This window comes from Pseudomonas sp. P105 (genome assembly GCF_032614175.1).
GTDB classification, from domain to species: Bacteria; Pseudomonadota; Gammaproteobacteria; order Pseudomonadales; family Pseudomonadaceae; genus Aquipseudomonas; species Aquipseudomonas rhizophila.
In genome coordinates this window covers 5388178-5406593 of sequence record NZ_CP126693.1, presented here as the reverse complement: position 1 = coordinate 5406593, position 18416 = coordinate 5388178, and the positions used below count along the sequence as shown (strand labels likewise).

Genomic DNA, 18416 nt, shown 5'->3' with positions numbered 1-18416 from the left:
GGTTATCAATAGCAGACGCCGAATCGTGGTTCGGCGTCGTTCTTTTTCGGTGTTAGCTGTCGTGCTTAGTGCACCAGCATGCCGGTGAACCAGTAGGCCTGGGCCAAGGTGATCAAACCCACGATCGTTGCAAAGAATAGGCTGTGTTTCAGGGTGAAACGGAACAGATCCGATTCCTTGCCCACCAGGCCGGTCGCAGCGCAGGCCACGGCAATGGACTGTGGCGAAATCATCTTGCCGGTCACACCGCCACTGGTATTGGCTGCGACCAGCAATGTGTCGTTGACGCCGATCTGGTGCGCGGTGGTGGCTTGCAGCGAGCCGAACAGCGCGTTGGACGAGGTATCGGAACCGGTCAGGAATACCCCCAGCCATCCCAGGAAGGGCGAGAAGAACGGGAACGCCGCGCCCGTGCCGGCCAACACCAGGGCCATGGTGGACGACATGCCCGAAAAGTTGGTGACGAAGGCGAACGCCAACACCATGCCGATGGACAGGATAGGCCAACGCAGCTCGTAGAAGGTTTCTTTTAAAGTGGTAAGACCAGTTCTGAGGTTGATCTTCAGCACCAGCATCGAGATCAATGCGGAAAAGAAAATCGCCGTGCCGGTGGCGGAAATCGGATCAAGTTTGAAGATCGCCGGGATGGCTGTTGGATTGGTCACGATCGGCGCGACCTTGATCACCATCTGATCCAGGTGCGGGATGGCGAAATTGAACACCCAGCCGTACATCGATCCGCCCGGGGCGAACATCGCCTTGAACGGCTTGAGCGTCCAGATCGTCACCAGCACGGTGAGGATCAGGAACGGTGACCAGGCCTTGAGGATTTCTCCCAGGCTGTAAGGGGACGCCACGGTGCTGCGTGGCTGGCCGAAACCGCCGACGCTGGCGGTAATGGCTGCGCTGGAGGTGGCGCCGGCAATCTGGGCACCTGCGGTGCGTTTTGGCTGCCAGATTTTCAGGAACAGGGTCAGGGAAACCAGGCTGGCCAGGGCAGATGTGATGTCTGGCAGTTCCGGGCCGATGAAGTTGGAGGTGAAGTATTGGGTGATGGCGAAGCTCAAGCCTGCCACCAGCGCCGCCGGCCAGGTTTCCCGAACGCCGCGCAGGCCATCCATCATGAACACCAGCCAGAACGGTACAAACAGCGACAGCAATGGCAATTGACGGCCCGTCATGGCGCCGATCTTGAACGCGTCGATCCCGGTGACCTGGCCGGCCACGATAATCGGAATGCCCAGGGCGCCGAAGGCCACGGGGGCGGTGTTGGCGATCAAGCACAGGCCCGCAGCGTACAGGGGGTTGAAGCCCAGGCCGACCAGCAGCGCCGCGGTAATCGCTACCGGCGCGCCGAAGCCGGCGGCACCTTCCAGAAATGCCCCGAAGCAAAAGCCGATCAACAGCACCTGCAGGCGCTGGTCATCGGTGATCGACAGCACCGAGCTGCGGATCACTTCGAACTGGCCGCTCTTGACGGTCAGTTTGTAGAGAAACACCGCCGCGACGATGATCCAGGCGATAGGCCACAGGCCATAGGCAAAACCATAACCGGCAGCAGCGAACGCCATGTCCGCCGGCATTTGAAACGCGAAGATCGCCACGGCAATCGCCAAGGCCAGGGTGATGCTGCCGGCCACATGTCCCTTGAGGCGAAACACCGCCAGGGCCAGGAAGAAAAATACGATGGGGATGACGGCCGCAAGTGCGGACAAGCCGAGGCTGCCGAGCGGGCTGTAGAGCTGTTGCCAGGTTTGCATAGTGGGTGGGCCCCTAATTGTTGTTGGTCAGGCACTGGTCAGCGATTTTGGATAATTGGTAAGACCAATTTACAAGCGCTGTCGGCTAGGGTAAAAGCCTTGGTTGTCGCATGTCAATTTGCCGCTCTGAAACTTTCGTCGAATGAGTGCGGCCGATGGCATCTGATCTGTGGGTCGAAGTGGCTTCTGGAGGGTGTCGGCGGGGCGCGGATAGGCGAGAATAGAGAGCCCGGCGAGCCGTCGGGATCGTGGAGAGTCGAGTTATGGGGTTTGATCAGATTCGTCAGCGCCGTTTGTCTGACGATATTGTCGAGCGGCTTGAAGGAATGATCCTTGAAGGCACGCTGAAGTCCGGCGAACGCCTGCCCGCCGAGCGTGCCTTGGCCGAGCAGTTCGGCGTGTCACGCCCTTCGTTGCGCGAAGCGATTCAGAAACTGGCGGCCAAGGGTTTGCTGGTCAGTCGCCAGGGCGGTGGCAACTATGTGGTGGAGTCGCTGGGCTCAACCTTCAGTGATCCCCTGTTGCAGTTGTTGGAAAGCAATCCTGAGGCGCAACGTGATTTGCTGGAGTTTCGCCATACGCTGGAAGCTTCCTGCGCTTACTACGCGGCACAGCGGGCCACGGACGTGGATCGCGAGCGGCTGACGGCGGCGTTCGAGGAGCTTCAGGATTGCTATTCGCGCCATGAAAATGTGAGCCGGGCCGAGGAGGGCGCGGCCGATGCGCGGTTTCACCTGGCCATCGCCGAAGCCAGTCACAATGCAGTGTTGCTGCATACGATTCGGGGTCTGTTCGATCTGCTCAGGCGCAACGTCGTCACCAACATTGGCGGCATGTACAAACAGCGCAGCGAAACCCGAGACATGCTCATCAGCCAGCATCGGGAGTTGTACCAGGCCATTATGGGCGGGCACGCCGAGCAGGCGCGGGAAGTCTCCAGCCGGCATATTCTGTATGTGCAGGAGGTGTTGGAAGAGGTGCGTCAGGAAGTGCAGCGGGTGGCGCGGGCAGAGCGGCGCAAGGGGATGTAGTCAGTGGGTTCTATAGTGATTGGACCCCTGTGGGAGCGAGCCTGCTCGCGAAAGCGGTCTGTCTGACACATCAAGGTTGCATGTGCCTCCGTCATCGCGAGCAGGCTCGCTCCCACATTGGATCTTCAGCGAACGCATAACCCAGGCGAAAGAATCAGTCTTCCTTGCCCTTGTTACGCACCGCGCGTTGCAGCTCGCGACCGGCATCGCGTTCGCGCTCGGTATCACGCTTGTCGTATTCCTTCTTGCCTTTGCCCAGCGCAATTTCGCATTTGATCAAATGCTTGCTCCAGTACAACGACGTGCAGACGCAGGCGTAGCCTTTTTGCTGCACGGACGCGAAGAGCTTTTCCAGCTCGCGCTTGTTGAGCAGCAGCTTGCGCGAGCGTGTCGGATCGGCGATCACGTGGGTGCTGGCGGTGGTCAGGGGCGTGATATGGCTGCCCAGCAGCCAGGCCTCGCCGTCCTTGAGCAGCACATAACTGTCGACCAGTTGCGCCTTGCCTGCACGTAAGCTCTTTACTTCCCAGCCGGCCAGGACCATGCCAGCCTCGAAACGTTGTTCGATGAAGTAGTCGTGTCGCGCTTTTTTATTTTGCGCGATGGTCCCTGTGGGGTGTTTCTTCTGTTTAGCCATAGGGGCGGCATTATAGGCAGTTGCGGGCGTGTCGGCTACGGTGAAGCTACGTGCTTGAGCAGGTTGAATGAATCCCGGACAATGCGGCCTCTTTTTCGAACGCTTGGGCGTGATCACGATGTCGACAGACAAGGTTTCTGTCCACGGCAGTTGGGCTAGCCGCTGGGTCTTCATATTTGCCGCAACCGGTTCGGCCGTGGGGCTGGGCAGTATCTGGAAATTTCCCTACATGGTCGGCGTCTATGGTGGCGGTGCCTTTGTATTGATGTTTCTGGCGTGCATCGCGCTCATCGGCGCGCCGGTGATGCTGGCCGAAACCCTCATCGGTCGTCGCGCCCGGCAAAGCCCGGCCAATGCCCTGAAGGTGCTGGCAGTGGAGGCCGGGCACTCGGCCAAGTGGTCGTGGGGCGCGTTTGCCGGAATGATCACGGCGCTGCTGATCCTGTCTTTCTACAGTGTGGTCGGCGGCTGGTCGCTGGACTACATCATCGATATGGGGCGTGGGGACTTTCAGGGGGTGACACCCGATCAGGTCGGCGCCTACTTCGGCGATGTGATCTCCGATCCCTGGCGACTCACACTTTGGCATACGATTTTCATGCTGCTTTCTGCGGTGGTGATTGCCCGCGGGGTGGTTGCGGGGCTTGAGCGCAGCCTGCGAATCATGATGCCGCTGCTGTTCGTGATGATCCTGGTATTGCTGGGCTACAGCATGACCACCGGGCACTTCATGGAGGGCGTTCACTTCATGTTCGATTTCCAGCCGGAGAAAGTCATGGATGGCCTGCTGCCGGCCATGGGGCATGCGTTTTTCTCCCTGAGCGTGGGGGTGGGCTCGATCATGATCTATGGCGCCTACATGCCCAAGAGCGCCTCGCTGACCAAGACCGTTGTAGGTGTCGCGCTGCTGGATACCTTTGTATCGTTGCTGGCCGGGCTGGCGTTGTTTCCGATTGTTTTCGCCGCTGGCCTGAACCCTAGCGAAGGGCCGGGGCTGATGTTTGTCAGCCTGCCATTCGCCTTCGGCAACATGGCATTTGGTCAATTCATGGGGGTGGTATTTTTTCTCCTGGTGGCCATTGCTGCCTGGAGTTCGGCCATTTCCCTGCTGGAACCCATGGTCGCTTATCTGGTGGAGCGAACCCGGCTCAGTCGCGCCTGGGTGACGTTCTGGCTGGCCTTTACCTGTTGGTTCGTTGGCCTGGGGACGGTGTTTTCCTTCAATATATGGAAGCAAGCGAAGTTTTTCGTGAACGAAGGCGGGCTGTTCCATCTCTACCAGTGGGGAGCAACCGGAGGGCTGGATTTCTTCGGCGTGATTGATTTCTTCACATCACGGATCATGCTGCCGCTGGGTGGTTTGTGTTTCGTGGTGTTTGCAGGATGGGTCATGGGGCGTGAGGCGGTGCGTGACGAATTGTCGTTGCGCAGCCCTGTACTGTTTACCTTGAGCCTGTTCTTGATGCGCTATGTAGCGCCCATCGGCATTCTTGTAGTGTTTGCCGCCCAGCTGTGGAAGTGACGCTTACATGACGACACATATTCAACGCTCGGCCTTGCTGCCCTATCCGGCGCAGGCGTTGTACGACCTGGTCAACGATGTGGCAAGTTACCCGCAATTTTTGCCTTGGTGCTCGTCCGCCGAAGTGCTCGAAAGCTCTGAAGCCCATATGCGCGCCAGGCTCAATGTCGCCAAGGGCGGATTGAGCCAGCACTTTGTCACGCGCAACACCCTGGTGCCTGGACAGTCCATTGAAATGAACCTGGAAGAGGGGCCTTTCAATCAGCTCCACGGCGTCTGGGTGTTCAAGGCGCTGGGAGAGAAGGCCTGCAAGATCAGCCTGGATCTGTCGTTCGACTATGCAGGTCCGTTGGTGCGAGCCACGCTGGGGCCGTTGTTCAATCAGGCGGCCAATACCCTGGTCGACGCGTTCTGCCAGCGCGCCAAGCAAAACGCCGAGCTTGCCCGGTGATTGAGCTGGAAGTGGTGTATGCCGGCGTCGATCGTCAGGTCTTACGCGTATTTTCCGTGCCGGAAGGCACGAGTGTTCGGGCGGCGTTAGAGGCGTCCGGCATTGCTGCTGAGTTTCCGCAACTGGATCTGGCCACTTGCCCGGTGGGGATTTTTGGTAAGGTGGTTGCCGATCCGGATCGCCAGGTGGTGCAGGCGGCTGATCGACTTGAAATTTATCGACCGTTATTGGCAGATCCAAAAGAGATTCGGCGGCTGCGCGCCGCCAAGGCCGCTCAGGCGCGCCAAGCTGATCAATAGTCAGCTCTGAATTGCAGGCAATAAAAAACCCGGTAAGCCGGGTTTTTTATTGAGCAATTTATTGCGGCGAAGTATCCAGTGGTTCTGGCGTCGGGACCGGTACGGTCTCGACGTTGTCCACGTCCTTCTGGATCTGATCGAGCAACGAGCCTGGCTTGACCGGTTTTTCCGGTTTCGGCTGCTCGGCATTCTGGGTTGGGTCGGTCACCGTAGTGCCGCTGTCCTGGCCCATAATGGCCTCGTCGCGGCTCACGCCAGGCATGAAATCGCCCGACAGGCTGACAAGTTGGTCATTGGCGTTGAAGATAACGCTGATGCGTTCCTGTTGGCGTTCACCACCACCTGGTTGCAGGCTGTACAAATAATCCCAGCGATCGGCATGGAACGTGTCGGTCAGCAGAGGGTTACCCATGATAAACCGTACTTGCCGACGGGTCATTCCCGGGCGTAACTGGTCTATCATGTCCTGCGTGACGACATTGCCCTGCTGGATGTCGATTTTGTAAACCCCGGGGAATGAACAACCGGCGAGTGCGAGCAGTCCCACAAAGGTGAAACTGGTTAGCAAGAGCTTGGTGTTTTGCATCGGTGGGCGACTTCCACTATCTTGGCTGGGACAACGTAAACGCCGATCATACCCGCATTAAGAGAAGCTGCGAAGCAGCATCGCGAGAAAGCTGACCATGGTTGAAAATAGCGAACTACGCAAAGCCGGCCTCAAAGTGACCCTGCCACGGGTCAAAATTCTGCAGATGCTCGATTCCGCCGAGCAACGCCACATGAGTGCCGAGGATGTCTACAAGGCGCTTATGGAAGCTGGCGAGGACGTCGGTCTGGCCACGGTTTACCGTGTCCTGACTCAGTTCGAGGCGGCGGGGCTGGTGGCTCGTCACAATTTCGATGGCGGTCACGCGGTCTTTGAATTGGCTGACGGGGAACATCACGACCACATGGTGGACGTGGAAACCCGTGAGGTCATCGAATTCACCTGCCCGGCAATCGAAAAGCGCCAAAAGGAAATTGCTGAAGAGTATGGCTTCGAGTTGATCGATCACCATCTCGTCTTGCATGTGCGCAAGAGAAAGCCGGTTTAAAGCTGTTGAAACGCAAAAAGGCGACCCCTGGGTCGCCTTTTGGCGTTTGGGCTCTTCAGATTTTTGCCGCGACGACCATTTTTTTCGCGTGAGCCAGGGACTCCTTGGTGAGGTCGATGCCGCCCAGCATCCGTGCCACTTCTTCCACGCGCTCGTTCTTGTTCAGCTTGGACACGGCGGTGCGAGTGGCGTCCTCGTCACGCACCTTGTGCACAAATAAATGCTGGTGTCCTTGGGCTGCGACCTGGGGCAGGTGAGTCACTGTCAGCACCTGGCCGCGCTCCCCGAGTCGACGCAGCAACTGGCCGACAATTTCCGCCGTAGGGCCGCCAATACCCACGTCCACTTCGTCGAATACCAGCGTCGGCACACGCGAGGTCTGTGCGGTGATGACCTGGATGGCCAGGCTGATGCGTGACAACTCGCCGCCGGAGGCGACTTTGGCCAGGGCCTTGAGCGGTTGGCCAGGGTTGGCGCTGACCAGCAACTCCACCTGCTCCAGCCCGTTGGGCTGAAGCTCGTCCCCCGCGTTGGGGCGCAGCTCGATGGTGAAGCGCCCGCCGGGCATGCCCAGGCGCTGGATTTCCTGCTCAACGGCACTGGCCAGCCCGGTCGCGGCCTGCTGACGCAGCTCACTGAGCTCCCTGGCTTTTTCCTGATAATGACGGGCATAGGACGCCAGTTCGTCTCCCAGGCGCTCAATGGATTCGTCGTTGGCGTTCAGGGTTTCCAGCTCTTCAAGCAGGCGCTGCTGCAGTTCGGCGACATCGGTTGGCTGGACGCGATGCTTGCGCGCCAGCGTATAGATAGTGTCCAGGCGTTCTTCCAGATATTGCAGGCGCGCCGGGTCGGCGTCGAAATGATCCAGAAACCGGTTCAGCTCCCCGACGGCCTCCTCGACCTGGATCTGTGCGCTCGTGAGCAGATTGGTCGCTTCGCTCAGGGCACCTACCGAATTGTTGACGCTGGACAGCCGGTTCAGGCTGGCGGTCAGCGCATTGAGCACGTTCCCCGAGTCGCTTTCACTGCATTGCTCGACCACTTGCCGGCAAATGCCCAGCAGGGTTTCGGCATTGGTGAGGTTCTTGTGTTCCTGTTCCAGTTCCGCCAGCTCGTTTTCACCCAGGGCCAGGTTCTCCAGCTCTTCGAGCTGATAACTCAGCAACTGGTGGCGGGCACGTTGTTCGTCGCCGGAGTTGGAGAGGCGATCCAGTTCCTGGCGGGTCTGGCGCCATCGCTGGGCGGCCAGTTGAACCTGGCGGGCCAGATCGGTGGCGCCGGCGTATTCGTCGAGCAGGCGGCGATGGGTCTCGGTCTTGAGCAGGGACTGGTGTTCATGCTGGCTGTGAATGTCGATCAGCAGCTCGCCCAGGGCCTTGAGGTCGCCGAGGGGGCAGGGCGTACCGTTGATGTAACCCCGGGAGCGGCCTTCGGCGGTGATGACCCGGCGCAATATGCACAGGCCGTCGGTATCCAGGTCACGTTCCGCCAGCCAGGCGCTGGCCTCGGGGATGTCGATCAGGTCGAAGGTGGCCAGGATGTCGGCCTTGTCCGCACCGGGGCGTACCACGCCGCTGTCGGCGCGATCGCCCAGCGTCAGGCCCAGGGCGTCGAGCATGATCGATTTGCCGGCACCGGTTTCACCGGTGATCACGCTCATGCCCCGATCGAGCTCGAGGTCGAGGTGTTCGACGATGGCGTAGTTGTGTACGGACAGGTGCACCAGCATAAAGGCCGCTCCCAGGCTTAGATCTGGTTATTTATACAGTGTTTTGTTTCGGCCTGACAATGCCTTCGCTTAGCTCGATTTGCTTGGGTGGAAGACTTTCTTAGCGCCGGGAGGAATGAATATGCAGGGGTTTTTTGTAAGGTTAATTCGTCGGACCGCCCTTGAAGCTGGAAAACACGGCCCCATATACCGGGGCAGAAGCGCGAGTTGAGCTCGCGGACGAAGTTGAAAGGAGAAATCTATGGCTGACGAACAGACGCAGGACACGCAAAATCTAGACGCCAATCAGGCTCCCCAGGATTCGGGTGACGACCTGGCGGCACGTGTACAAGTGCTCGAAGAGCAACTGGCCGGTGCGCAGGATCAGGCGCTGCGTGTAGCCGCCGACCTGCAGAATGTCCGCCGTCGCGCCGAGCAAGATGTTGAAAAAGCTCATAAATTCGCCCTGGAGCGGTTCGCAGGCGACCTGTTGCCGATCATCGACAGTCTGGAGCGCGGCCTGGAGCTGTCCAATCCGGACGACGAAAACATTCGTCCGATGCGTGAAGGCATCGAGCTGACCCTGAAGATGTTCCAGGACACGCTCAAGCGCTATCAGCTTGAAGCCATTGATCCGCATGGCGAGCCCTTCAATGCCGAGCACCATCAGGCCATGGCGATGCAGGAAAGTGCGGACGTCGAGCCCAACAGCGTATTGAAGGTTTTCCAGAAGGGCTATCTGCTCAACGGTCGCTTGCTGCGCCCGGCCATGGTTGTGGTCAGCAAGACGCCGGCGCCGGTTTCGCCTTCTATTGATGAGCAGGCTTGAAATTTAGCGCAGCGGCCCCATTTAGAAGTCAAGCGTTTAAGTGCTACCGCAGTTAGCCACCACTGCTGCGGCAACAAAATCCAAGTTCCGGGAGAGTTAACATGGGCAAGATTATCGGTATCGACCTGGGGACCACCAACTCGTGCGTCTCCGTGCTGGAAAACGGCAAGGCCAAAGTAATTGAAAACGCTGAGGGCGCGCGTACTACGCCGTCGATCATCGCGTACGCCAACGATGGCGAAATTCTGGTTGGCCAGTCGGCCAAGCGTCAGGCAGTGACCAATCCGCATAACACCCTCTACGCGGTGAAGCGTCTGATCGGTCGCAAGTTCGACGAAGAAGTCGTTCAGAAAGACATCAAGATGGTGCCTTACAAAATCGCCAAGGCTGACAACGGCGACGCCTGGGTTGAAGTGAACGGCCAAAAAATGGCGCCGCCACAGATCTCGGCGGAAATCCTGAAGAAAATGAAGAAAACCGCCGAAGACTATCTCGGCGAAGCGGTGACCGAAGCGGTCATCACTGTTCCGGCCTACTTCAACGACAGCCAGCGTCAGGCGACCAAAGACGCCGGCCGCATCGCGGGCCTGGACGTCAAGCGCATCATCAACGAACCAACCGCGGCCGCTCTGGCTTACGGTATGGACAAGGCCAAGGGCGATCACACCGTGATCGTTTATGACCTGGGTGGCGGTACCTTCGACGTCTCCGTGATCGAGATCGCTGAAGTCGATGGTGAGCACCAGTTCGAAGTACTGGCCACCAACGGTGACACCTTCCTCGGTGGTGAGGACTTCGACATTCGTCTGATCGACTACCTCGTCGACGAATTCAAGAAAGAAAGCGGCATGAACCTCAAGGGTGACCCGCTGGCCATGCAGCGTCTGAAAGAAGCTGCCGAAAAAGCCAAGATCGAGCTGTCCTCGAGCCAGTCGACCGACGTGAACCTGCCGTACATCACTGCCGATGCCACGGGGCCGAAGCACCTGAACGTGAAAATCTCCCGCGCCAAGCTCGAAGCGCTGGTGGAAGACCTGGTTCAGCGCACCATCGAACCTTGCCGCATTGCAATGAAGGACGCCGGTATCGACGTTGGCTCGATCAACGACGTGATCCTGGTCGGCGGCCAGACCCGTATGCCGCTGGTTCAGAAGCTGGTAACCGATTTCTTCGGTAAAGAAGCGCGTAAAGACGTGAACCCGGACGAAGCCGTTGCCATGGGTGCCGCCATCCAGGGTGCTGTTCTGGCCGGTGACGTGAAAGACGTTCTGCTGCTCGACGTCAGCCCGCTGACCCTGGGTATCGAAACCATGGGTGGCGTGATGACTGCGCTGATCGAGAAGAACACTACGATTCCTACCAAGAAATCCCAAGTGTTCTCGACCGCCGATGACAACCAGAACGCCGTGACCATTCACGTGCTGCAGGGTGAGCGCAAGCAAGCCGCGCAGAACAAGTCCCTGGGCAAGTTCGACCTGGCCGAGATTCCGCCAGCTCCACGTGGCGTGCCACAAATCGAAGTGACCTTCGACATCGACGCCAACGGCATCCTGCACGTTGGTGCGAAAGACAAGGCCACCGGCAAGACCCAGTCGATCGTGATCAAGGCCAACTCCGGTCTGTCCGAGGAAGAAATTCAGCAGATGGTTCGCGATGCTGAAGTCAACGCCGAAGAAGACCGCAAGTTCGAAGAGCTGGCCAGTGCCCGCAACCAGGGTGATGCCCTGGTGCACTCGACTCGCAAGATGGTCGCTGATGCTGGCGATAAAGTGACTGCTGAAGAGAAAACCGCCATCGAGGCAGCTGTGGTTGCTCTTGAAGCGGCTGTCAAAGGTGACGACAAGGCGGCCATCGAGGCGAAGATCGAAGAACTGTCCAAGGTCTCCGCTCCAGTGGCTCAGAAGATGTACGCCGAGCAGGCTCAGCCGGCTGAAGGCGCAGCGCAGCAAGGCGAGTCGGCCGAAAAAGCCGATGATGTCGTTGATGCCGAGTTCGAAGAAGTGAAAGACCACAAGTAATCGCTTGTTGGTCGGCCGGTTGACTGCATTTGTGCGGTGACTGGTAGGATGTCGCCGCGCGGGAGCTTGCTCCCGCGTTGGCGTGTCTGGAGTCAGTGAATTTTTACAGCATGCGACAGCGTTCGGATGCTGGCGGCGTGATCGGGAATGCTCCTGCTTTCCGAGCGAGAGACGCCGCGTTTTGGCCGGTTCCCTGGCTGAAAGATGTGGGTTTGTACGAATCGTCGCTCAGCCACTTTTCGTACAGGGCCCAAGACCAGGATCGTTGAATTGACGTGAGTTGGGTCCGGGCCTGTATTGGGGCTCAACGAGTTTGGCAAGGTTCAGGAGAGGTTTGCCGGACGTCCTATAAGAGTGCAAAGACTAATGGCAAAGCGTGACTATTACGAAGTATTGGGTGTCGAGCGTGGTTCAAGCGACGCGGACCTGAAAAAGGCCTACCGTCGTCTGGCAATGAAGCACCACCCGGACCGTAATCCCGACGACAAAGCGTCGGAAGAGTTGTTCAAGGAAGCCAATGAGGCTTACGAAGTACTGTCCGATTCCAGCAAGCGTGCGGCTTACGACCAGTACGGTCATGCCGGTGTCGACCCGAGCATGGGCGGCGGCGGTGCCGGTTTTGGCGGGCAGAACTTTTCCGATATTTTCGGCGATGTGTTCAGCGACTTCTTCGGTGGTGGTCGCGGTGGTGCTCGTGGTGGCGCCCAGCGTGGCAGCGATTTGCGCTACACGCTGGAGTTGAACCTGGAAGAGGCGGTGCGCGGTACCACCGTCAACATCCGCGTTCCCACGCTGGTCAATTGCAAGCCGTGTGACGGGTCGGGCGCCAAGAAGGGCTCCTCGCCCGTCACCTGTCCGACTTGCGGCGGCATCGGTCAGGTGCGCATGCAACAGGGTTTCTTCTCTGTGCAGCAGACCTGTCCGCGTTGCCATGGCCAGGGCAAGATCATTTCCGATCCGTGCGATTCCTGCCACGGCGAAGGGCGCGTCGAAGAGTACAAGACGCTGTCGGTGAAAGTGCCGGCCGGTGTCGATACCGGTGACCGCATCCGTTTGTCTGGCGAAGGCGAGGCGGGTGCCCAGGGCGGTCCGACTGGCGACCTGTACGTGGTCATCAACGTGCGTGAGCACGCGATCTTCCAGCGCGACGGAAAGCATCTGTTCTGCGAGGTGCCGATCAGTTTCGTCGATGCGGCCTTGGGCGGTGAGCTTGAGATCCCGACTCTCGATGGTCGCGTGAAGCTGAAAATTCCCGAGGGCACGCAAACCGGCAAGCAGTTCCGGATTCGCGGCAAGGGTGTTGCGCCGGTACGTGGCGGCGGTGCGGGTGACCTGATGTGCCGTGTTGCGGTGGAGACTCCGGTCAATCTGAGTCGGCGCCAGCGCGAATTGCTGGAAGAGTTCCGCAGCTCGCTGGCGGACGATAACAGCCACTCCCCGAAAACCACCGGTTGGTTCGAAGGCGTGAAGCGCTTCTTCGGCGATCTGTAAGGAGCTCGCATGCGACGTATAGCTGTGATGGGCGCTGCCGGGCGCATGGGCAAGGCGTTGGTCGAGGCGGTGCAGCAGCGCTCACCGCTCTCGGGCCTGACAGCCGCTATCGTCCGGCCCGACAGTACGCTGGTCGGTGCTGATGCGGGCGAGCTGGCCTCCCTGGGGCGTATCGGGGTGCCGATGTCCGGTGGCCTGGAAAAGGTCTTGGATGAGTTCGATGTCCTGATCGATTTCACCCTGCCGCAAGTGATGCTGAAAAATCTGGCCATTTGCCGCAAGCATGGCAAGGCCATGGTCATTGGCACGACCGGGCTGGATGCTGCGCAAAAGCAGTTACTGGCCGAGGCTGGCAACGATATTCCGATCGTTTTTGCGGCGAACTTCAGCGTGGGTGTGAATCTGTCGTTGAAGCTGCTGGAGATGACGGCTCGGGTTCTGGGTGACGATGCGGATATCGAAATCATCGAGGCTCACCACCGACACAAGATCGACGCGCCTTCGGGCACGGCCCTGCGCATGGGTGAAGTTATTGCCGATACCTTGGGTCGCGATCTGCAGAAGGTGGCCGTCTACGGACGCGAAGGGCATACCGGTGCCCGTGAGCGCGACACCATCGGTTTCGCCACGGTTCGTGGTGGGGATGTGGTGGGGGATCACACCGTGCTGTTCGCCACAGAGGGCGAGCGTCTGGAGATCACTCACAAGGCGTCAAGCCGCATGACCTTCGCCAAGGGTGCGGTGCGTGCCGCGTTGTGGCTGGATGGCCGCCCGGCTGGTCTGTACGACATGCAGGATGTTCTCGACCTGCGTTGATGTTTCGGTGTGCTGTCTGGCAAACCTTTTGCCAGACGCAGCGCCCGAAAGCGGGGTTCAGGTTATACTGAGCCCCGTTTTACACCGCCTCGCGACGACCTGTCGCATTCCCCTGCCTTTAAGGCTCATTAGCGGTGGACCAAAAAAGCCTTTTTCTGTAAGCTACAGCTTTAGTGTGTCCACTAAAAGCGCGCAGAATAATTCAGTGAACAAGCGGGGTGACGTGTCCATACGTCACTCCGCTTTTTTACAACCTGCGATCGCCCTTTCAGGCTTTATTTACGGGAGGTCTTCTTGACTAAGCCAGCCATACTCGCCCTTGCTGATGGCAGCATTTTTCGCGGCGAAGCCATTGGAGCCGACGGCCAGACCGTTGGTGAGGTGGTGTTTAACACCGCAATGACCGGCTATCAGGAAATTCTTACCGATCCTTCCTACGCCCAGCAAATCGTTACTTTGACTTACCCGCACATCGGCAACACCGGCACCACGCCGCAAGATGCCGAGTCCGATCGTGTCTGGTCCGCCGGCCTGGTCATCCGTGATCTGCCGCTGGTAGCGAGCAACTGGCGTAACACCATGTCCCTGTCCGACTACCTGAAAGCCAACAACGTTGTGGCAATCGCCGGTATCGACACCCGTCGCCTGACCCGCATCCTTCGCGAGAAGGGCGCGCAGAACGGCTGCATCATGGCTGGTGACAACATCACTGAAGAAGCCGCCATCGCCGCTGCCCAGGGCTTCCCTGGCCTTAAAGGCATGGATCTGGCGAAAGTCGTCAGCACCAAGAAGCAGTATGAGTGGCGCTCCACGGTCTGGGACTTGAAAACCGACAGCCACGCGACGATCGAGGCTTCCGAGCTGCCGTACCACGTGGTTGCGTACGACTACGGCGTCAAGCTGAACATCCTGCGCATGCTCGTGGAGCGTGGTTGCCGCGTGACCGTGGTGCCGGCGCAAACCCCGGCGGCAGATGTCCTGGCCCTCAATCCAGACGGCGTGTTCCTGTCCAACGGCCCGGGTGACCCCGAGCCTTGCGACTACGCGATCCAGGCGATCAAGGACGTGCTGGAAACCGAGATCCCGGTGTTCGGCATCTGCCTCGGTCATCAGTTGCTGGCCCTCGCTTCGGGCGCCAAGACCTTGAAAATGGGGCACGGCCACCACGGCGCCAACCACCCGGTCCAGGACCTGGATACTGGCGTGGTGATGATCACCAGTCAGAACCACGGCTTTGCGGTGGATGAGGCGACCCTGCCGGCAAACGTGCGGGCGATCCACAAGTCGCTGTTCGACGGCACGCTGCAAGGCATCGAGCGTACCGACAAGAGCGCATTCAGCTTCCAGGGCCATCCTGAAGCGAGCCCTGGCCCGAACGATGTAGCGCCGCTGTTCGATCGCTTCATCACCGAGATGGCCAAGCGACGCTGACCGCGTGAAGCCTGAGGGCGGCCCCGAAACCGGTGGTCCCCTTGGGCGCTGCAAAGATTGTTCGACGGCCTAGCCGACTGACCTGCGGATTTGAGTGACAAACCCATGCCAAAACGTACAGACATAAAAAGCATCCTGATTCTCGGCGCTGGCCCGATCGTGATCGGCCAGGCCTGCGAATTCGACTACTCCGGCGCCCAGGCCTGTAAAGCCCTGCGCGAAGAGGGCTATCGCGTCATCCTGGTGAACTCCAACCCGGCCACCATCATGACCGACCCGGCCATGGCCGACGCCACCTACATCGAGCCGATCAAGTGGCAGACCGTTGCCAAGATCATCGAGAAGGAGCGCCCGGACGCACTGCTGCCGACCATGGGTGGCCAGACTGCATTGAACTGCGCCCTGGACCTGGAGCGTGAAGGCGTCCTGGAGAAATTCGGTGTGGAAATGATCGGCGCCAACGCCGACACCATCGACAAGGCCGAAGACCGTTCGCGCTTCGACAAGGCGATGAAATCCATCGGCCTGGACTGCCCACGCTCGGGCATCGCCCACAGCATGGAAGAAGCCAACGCCGTCCTGGAACGCCTCGGCTTCCCGTGCATCATCCGTCCGTCCTTCACCATGGGCGGCACCGGTGGCGGCATCGCTTACAACCGTGAAGAATTCGAAGAAATCTGTGCCCGTGGTCTGGATCTGTCGCCGACCAAAGAGCTGCTGATCGACGAATCCCTGATCGGCTGGAAAGAATATGAAATGGAAGTTGTCCGCGACAAAAAGGACAACTGCATCATCGTCTGCTCCATCGAAAACTTCGACCCGATGGGCGTGCACACCGGTGACTCCATCACCGTCGCACCCGCCCAGACGCTGACTGACAAGGAATACCAGATCCTGCGTAACGCCTCCCTGGCGGTACTGCGCGAGATCGGCGTGGAAACCGGCGGCTCCAACGTCCAGTTCGGCATCTGCCCGAACACCGGTCGCATGGTGGTCATCGAGATGAACCCGCGGGTATCCCGTTCCTCGGCCCTGGCCTCGAAAGCCACTGGCTTCCCGATCGCCAAGGTCGCGGCCAAACTGGCTGTGGGTTACACCCTGGACGAACTGTCGAACGACATCACCGGTGGCAAGACCCCGGCGTCTTTCGAGCCGTCCATCGACTACGTCGTCACCAAGCTGCCACGTTTCGCCTTCGAGAAATTCGCCAAGGCCGACGCCCGCCTGACCACTCAGATGAAATCGGTCGGTGAAGTCATGGCCATCGGCCGGACCTTCCAGGAATCCCTGCAGAAGGCTCTTCGCGGTCTGGAAGTAGGTGTTTGCGGCCTCGATCCGAAGCTGGACCTGAGCCACCCGGACGCCATGAGCGAGCTCAAGCGTGAGCTGACCGTGCCGGGCGCCGAGCGGATCTGGTACGTGGCGGACGCCTTCCGTGCCGGCATGACCGTCGAGCAGATCTTTGGCATGAACATGATCGACCCTTGGTTCCTGGTGCAGATCGAAGATCTGATCAAGGAAGAAGAGAAGGTCAAGACCCTGGGCATGTCCAGCATTGACCACGACACGATGTTCCGCCTCAAGCGCAAGGGCTTCTCCGACATGCGCCTGGCAAAACTGCTGGGTGTGACCGAGAAGAGCCTGCGCAGTCATCGTCACAAGCTTGAAGTGTTCCCGGTCTACAAGCGCGTGGACACTTGCGCCGCCGAATTCGCCACCGACACTGCTTACCTGTACTCCACGTACGAGGAAGAGTGTGAAGCCGCGCCGTCGACGCGTGACAAGATCATGATCCTGGGTGGCGGTCCTAACCGGATCGGCCAGGGCATCGAGTTCGACTACTGCTGCGTGCACGCGGCACTGGCCCTGCGCGACGACGGGTACGAGACCATCATGGTCAACTGCAACCCGGAAACCGTGTCCACCGACTACGACACCTCCGATCGCCTGTATTTCGAACCAGTGACCCTGGAAGACGTGCTGGAAATCGTCCGTGTCGAGAAGCCAAAAGGCGTGATCGTCCAGTACGGTGGCCAAACTCCTCTGAAGCTGGCGCGTGCCCTTGAAGCGGCCGGTGTGCCGATCATCGGGACCAGTCCGGATGCCATCGACCGTGCCGAAGACCGTGAGCGCTTCCAACAGATGGTGGAGCGTCTGAACCTGCGTCAGCCGCCTAACGCTACCGTGCGCAGCGAAGACGAAGCGATTCGCGCCGCCGCCAAGATCGGTTACCCGCTGGTGGTGCGGCCGTCCTATGTACTGGGCGGTCGGGCGATGGAAATCGTTTATCAGGAAGACGAACTCAAGCGCTACCTGCGTGAAGCGGTTCAGGTGTCCAACGACAGCCCGGTGCTGCTGGACCACTTCCTCAACTGCGCCATCGAAATGGACGTGGATGCGGTCTGTGACGGCAAGGACGTGGTGATCGGCGCGATCATGCAGCACATCGAGCAGGCCGGTGTTCACTCCGGTGACTCCGCTTGTTCGCTGCCGCCTTATTCGTTGCCGGCCCACATCCAGGACGAAATGCGCGAGCAGGTCAAGAAAATGGCCCTGGAGCTGGGCGTGGTCGGCCTGATGAACGTGCAACTGGCCCTGCAGGGCGAGGACATCTACGTCATCGAAGTCAACCCGCGCGCGTCCCGTACCGTACCGTTCGTCTCCAAGTGCATCGGTGTGTCCCTGGCGATGATCGCTGCACGGGTCATGGCCGGTAAGACCCTGAAAGAGCTGAACTTCACCAAGGAAATCATTCCGAACTTCTACAGCGTCAAAGAAGCGGTGTTCCCGTTCGCCAAGTTCCCTGGCGTGGACCCGATCCTTGGCCCTGAAATGAAGTCCACCGGCGAAGTCATGGGCGTGGGCGATACCTTCGGCGAAGCTTTTGCCAAGGCCCAGATGGGCGCCAGCGAAGTTCTGCCAACTGGCGGCACGGCGTTCATCAGCGTGCGTGATGACGACAAGCCGCTGGTTGCAGGCGTGGCCCGTGATCTGATCAACTTGGGCTTCGAAGTGGTCGCCACTGCCGGTACCGCCAAGCTGATCGAGGCGGCTGGCTTGAAGGTGCGCCGCGTGAACAAGGTGACCGAGGGGCGTCCGCACGTGGTCGACATGATCAAGAATGACGAAGTCACGCTGATCATCAACACCACCGAAGGTCGCCAGTCGATCGCCGATTCGTATTCCATTCGTCGCAACGCGCTGCAGCACAAGATCTACTGCACCACGACCATTGCTGCGGGCGAAGCTATCTGCGAAGCGCTCAAGTTCGGTCCCGAGAAGACCGTGCGTCGCTTGCAGGATCTACATGCAGGATTGAAGGCATGAGC

The 18416-nt window shown here is 59.5% G+C and carries 15 protein-coding genes; 11 read left to right on the top strand and 4 right to left on the bottom strand.

The genetic code is table 11. The features are described 5' to 3' along the window. Positions 1-65: 65 nt before the first annotated feature. On the bottom strand, positions 66-1760 hold the full coding sequence (locus QOM08_RS24260; RefSeq protein WP_076383524.1) for a lactate permease LctP family transporter: 1695 nt from the start codon (positions 1758-1760) through the stop codon (positions 66-68). A 263-nt stretch (positions 1761-2023) separates the two neighbouring features. Between QOM08_RS24260 and QOM08_RS24255 the strand changes: the two genes are divergently transcribed. Next, a complete protein-coding gene (locus QOM08_RS24255; RefSeq protein ID WP_047229074.1) occupies positions 2024-2791 on the top strand; it encodes an FCD domain-containing protein in 768 nt (255 codons plus the stop codon). A gap of 154 nt (positions 2792-2945) precedes the next feature. On the opposite strand, the gene smpB is transcribed toward QOM08_RS24255, so the two are convergent. Beyond that, positions 2946-3428 (bottom strand): SsrA-binding protein SmpB, encoded by a 483-nt coding sequence (smpB, locus tag QOM08_RS24250; protein WP_047229073.1) that lies wholly within the window; start codon positions 3426-3428, stop codon positions 2946-2948. A gap of 118 nt (positions 3429-3546) precedes the next feature. Here smpB and QOM08_RS24245 point away from each other — a divergent pair, with 118 nt between their 5' ends. The 3 genes from QOM08_RS24245 to QOM08_RS24235 are packed head-to-tail and all read left to right on the top strand — an operon-like array spanning position 3547 to position 5700. Further along, positions 3547-4950: a sodium-dependent transporter gene (locus tag QOM08_RS24245; RefSeq protein ID WP_316912231.1), complete on the top strand. Its 1404-nt coding sequence runs from the start codon at positions 3547-3549 to the stop codon at positions 4948-4950. Positions 4951-4957: 7 nt separating this feature from the next. Then, entirely contained in the window at positions 4958-5401 is a 444-nt protein-coding gene (locus QOM08_RS24240) for a type II toxin-antitoxin system RatA family toxin (protein WP_047229072.1), read from the top strand. Further along, the gene (locus QOM08_RS24235) at positions 5398-5700 is read left to right on the top strand and encodes an RnfH family protein (protein ID WP_076383525.1); all 303 of its coding nucleotides are present in this window, start codon (positions 5398-5400) and stop codon (positions 5698-5700) included. Before QOM08_RS24240 ends, QOM08_RS24235 begins: the two co-directional genes overlap by 4 nt. 58 nt (positions 5701-5758) lie before the next feature. Here the strand turns inward: QOM08_RS24235 and QOM08_RS24230 are convergent, their stop codons facing one another. After that, positions 5759-6286, bottom strand: coding sequence for an outer membrane protein assembly factor BamE (locus QOM08_RS24230; protein ID WP_047229070.1), 528 nt, complete (start codon positions 6284-6286; stop codon positions 5759-5761). A 97-nt stretch (positions 6287-6383) separates the two neighbouring features. Between QOM08_RS24230 and fur the strand changes: the two genes are divergently transcribed. Continuing rightward, entirely contained in the window at positions 6384-6794 is a 411-nt protein-coding gene (fur, locus tag QOM08_RS24225; RefSeq protein WP_047229069.1) for a ferric iron uptake transcriptional regulator, read from the top strand. A 55-nt stretch (positions 6795-6849) separates the two neighbouring features. Here fur and recN read toward each other — a convergent pair whose 3' ends face one another. After that, on the bottom strand, positions 6850-8523 hold the full coding sequence (gene recN, locus QOM08_RS24220; protein ID WP_274090031.1) for a DNA repair protein RecN: 1674 nt from the start codon (positions 8521-8523) through the stop codon (positions 6850-6852). Positions 8524-8764: 241 nt separating this feature from the next. On the opposite strand from recN, the gene grpE reads away from it, so the two are divergent. From grpE to carB, 6 genes are all read left to right on the top strand, one after another. Beyond that, a complete protein-coding gene (gene grpE / locus QOM08_RS24215; protein ID WP_076383527.1) occupies positions 8765-9331 on the top strand; it encodes a nucleotide exchange factor GrpE in 567 nt (188 codons plus the stop codon). 101 nt (positions 9332-9432) lie between these two features. Then, positions 9433-11349, top strand: a complete 1917-nt coding sequence (dnaK, locus tag QOM08_RS24210) for a molecular chaperone DnaK (RefSeq protein ID WP_047229066.1) — start codon at positions 9433-9435, stop codon at positions 11347-11349. Positions 11350-11715: 366 nt separating this feature from the next. After that, positions 11716-12840, top strand: a complete 1125-nt coding sequence (gene dnaJ, locus QOM08_RS24205; protein ID WP_047229065.1) for a molecular chaperone DnaJ — start codon at positions 11716-11718, stop codon at positions 12838-12840. A gap of 9 nt (positions 12841-12849) precedes the next feature. Continuing rightward, positions 12850-13656: a 4-hydroxy-tetrahydrodipicolinate reductase gene (gene dapB / locus QOM08_RS24200; protein ID WP_107321860.1), complete on the top strand. Its 807-nt coding sequence runs from the start codon at positions 12850-12852 to the stop codon at positions 13654-13656. Between the two features lie 294 nt (positions 13657-13950). Then, positions 13951-15087 (top strand): glutamine-hydrolyzing carbamoyl-phosphate synthase small subunit, encoded by a 1137-nt coding sequence (carA, locus tag QOM08_RS24195; RefSeq protein ID WP_047229063.1) that lies wholly within the window; start codon positions 13951-13953, stop codon positions 15085-15087. A 105-nt stretch (positions 15088-15192) separates the two neighbouring features. Continuing rightward, the gene (gene carB / locus QOM08_RS24190; protein WP_047229062.1) at positions 15193-18414 is read left to right on the top strand and encodes a carbamoyl-phosphate synthase large subunit; all 3222 of its coding nucleotides are present in this window, start codon (positions 15193-15195) and stop codon (positions 18412-18414) included. The last annotated feature ends 2 nt before the right edge of the window (positions 18415-18416 follow it).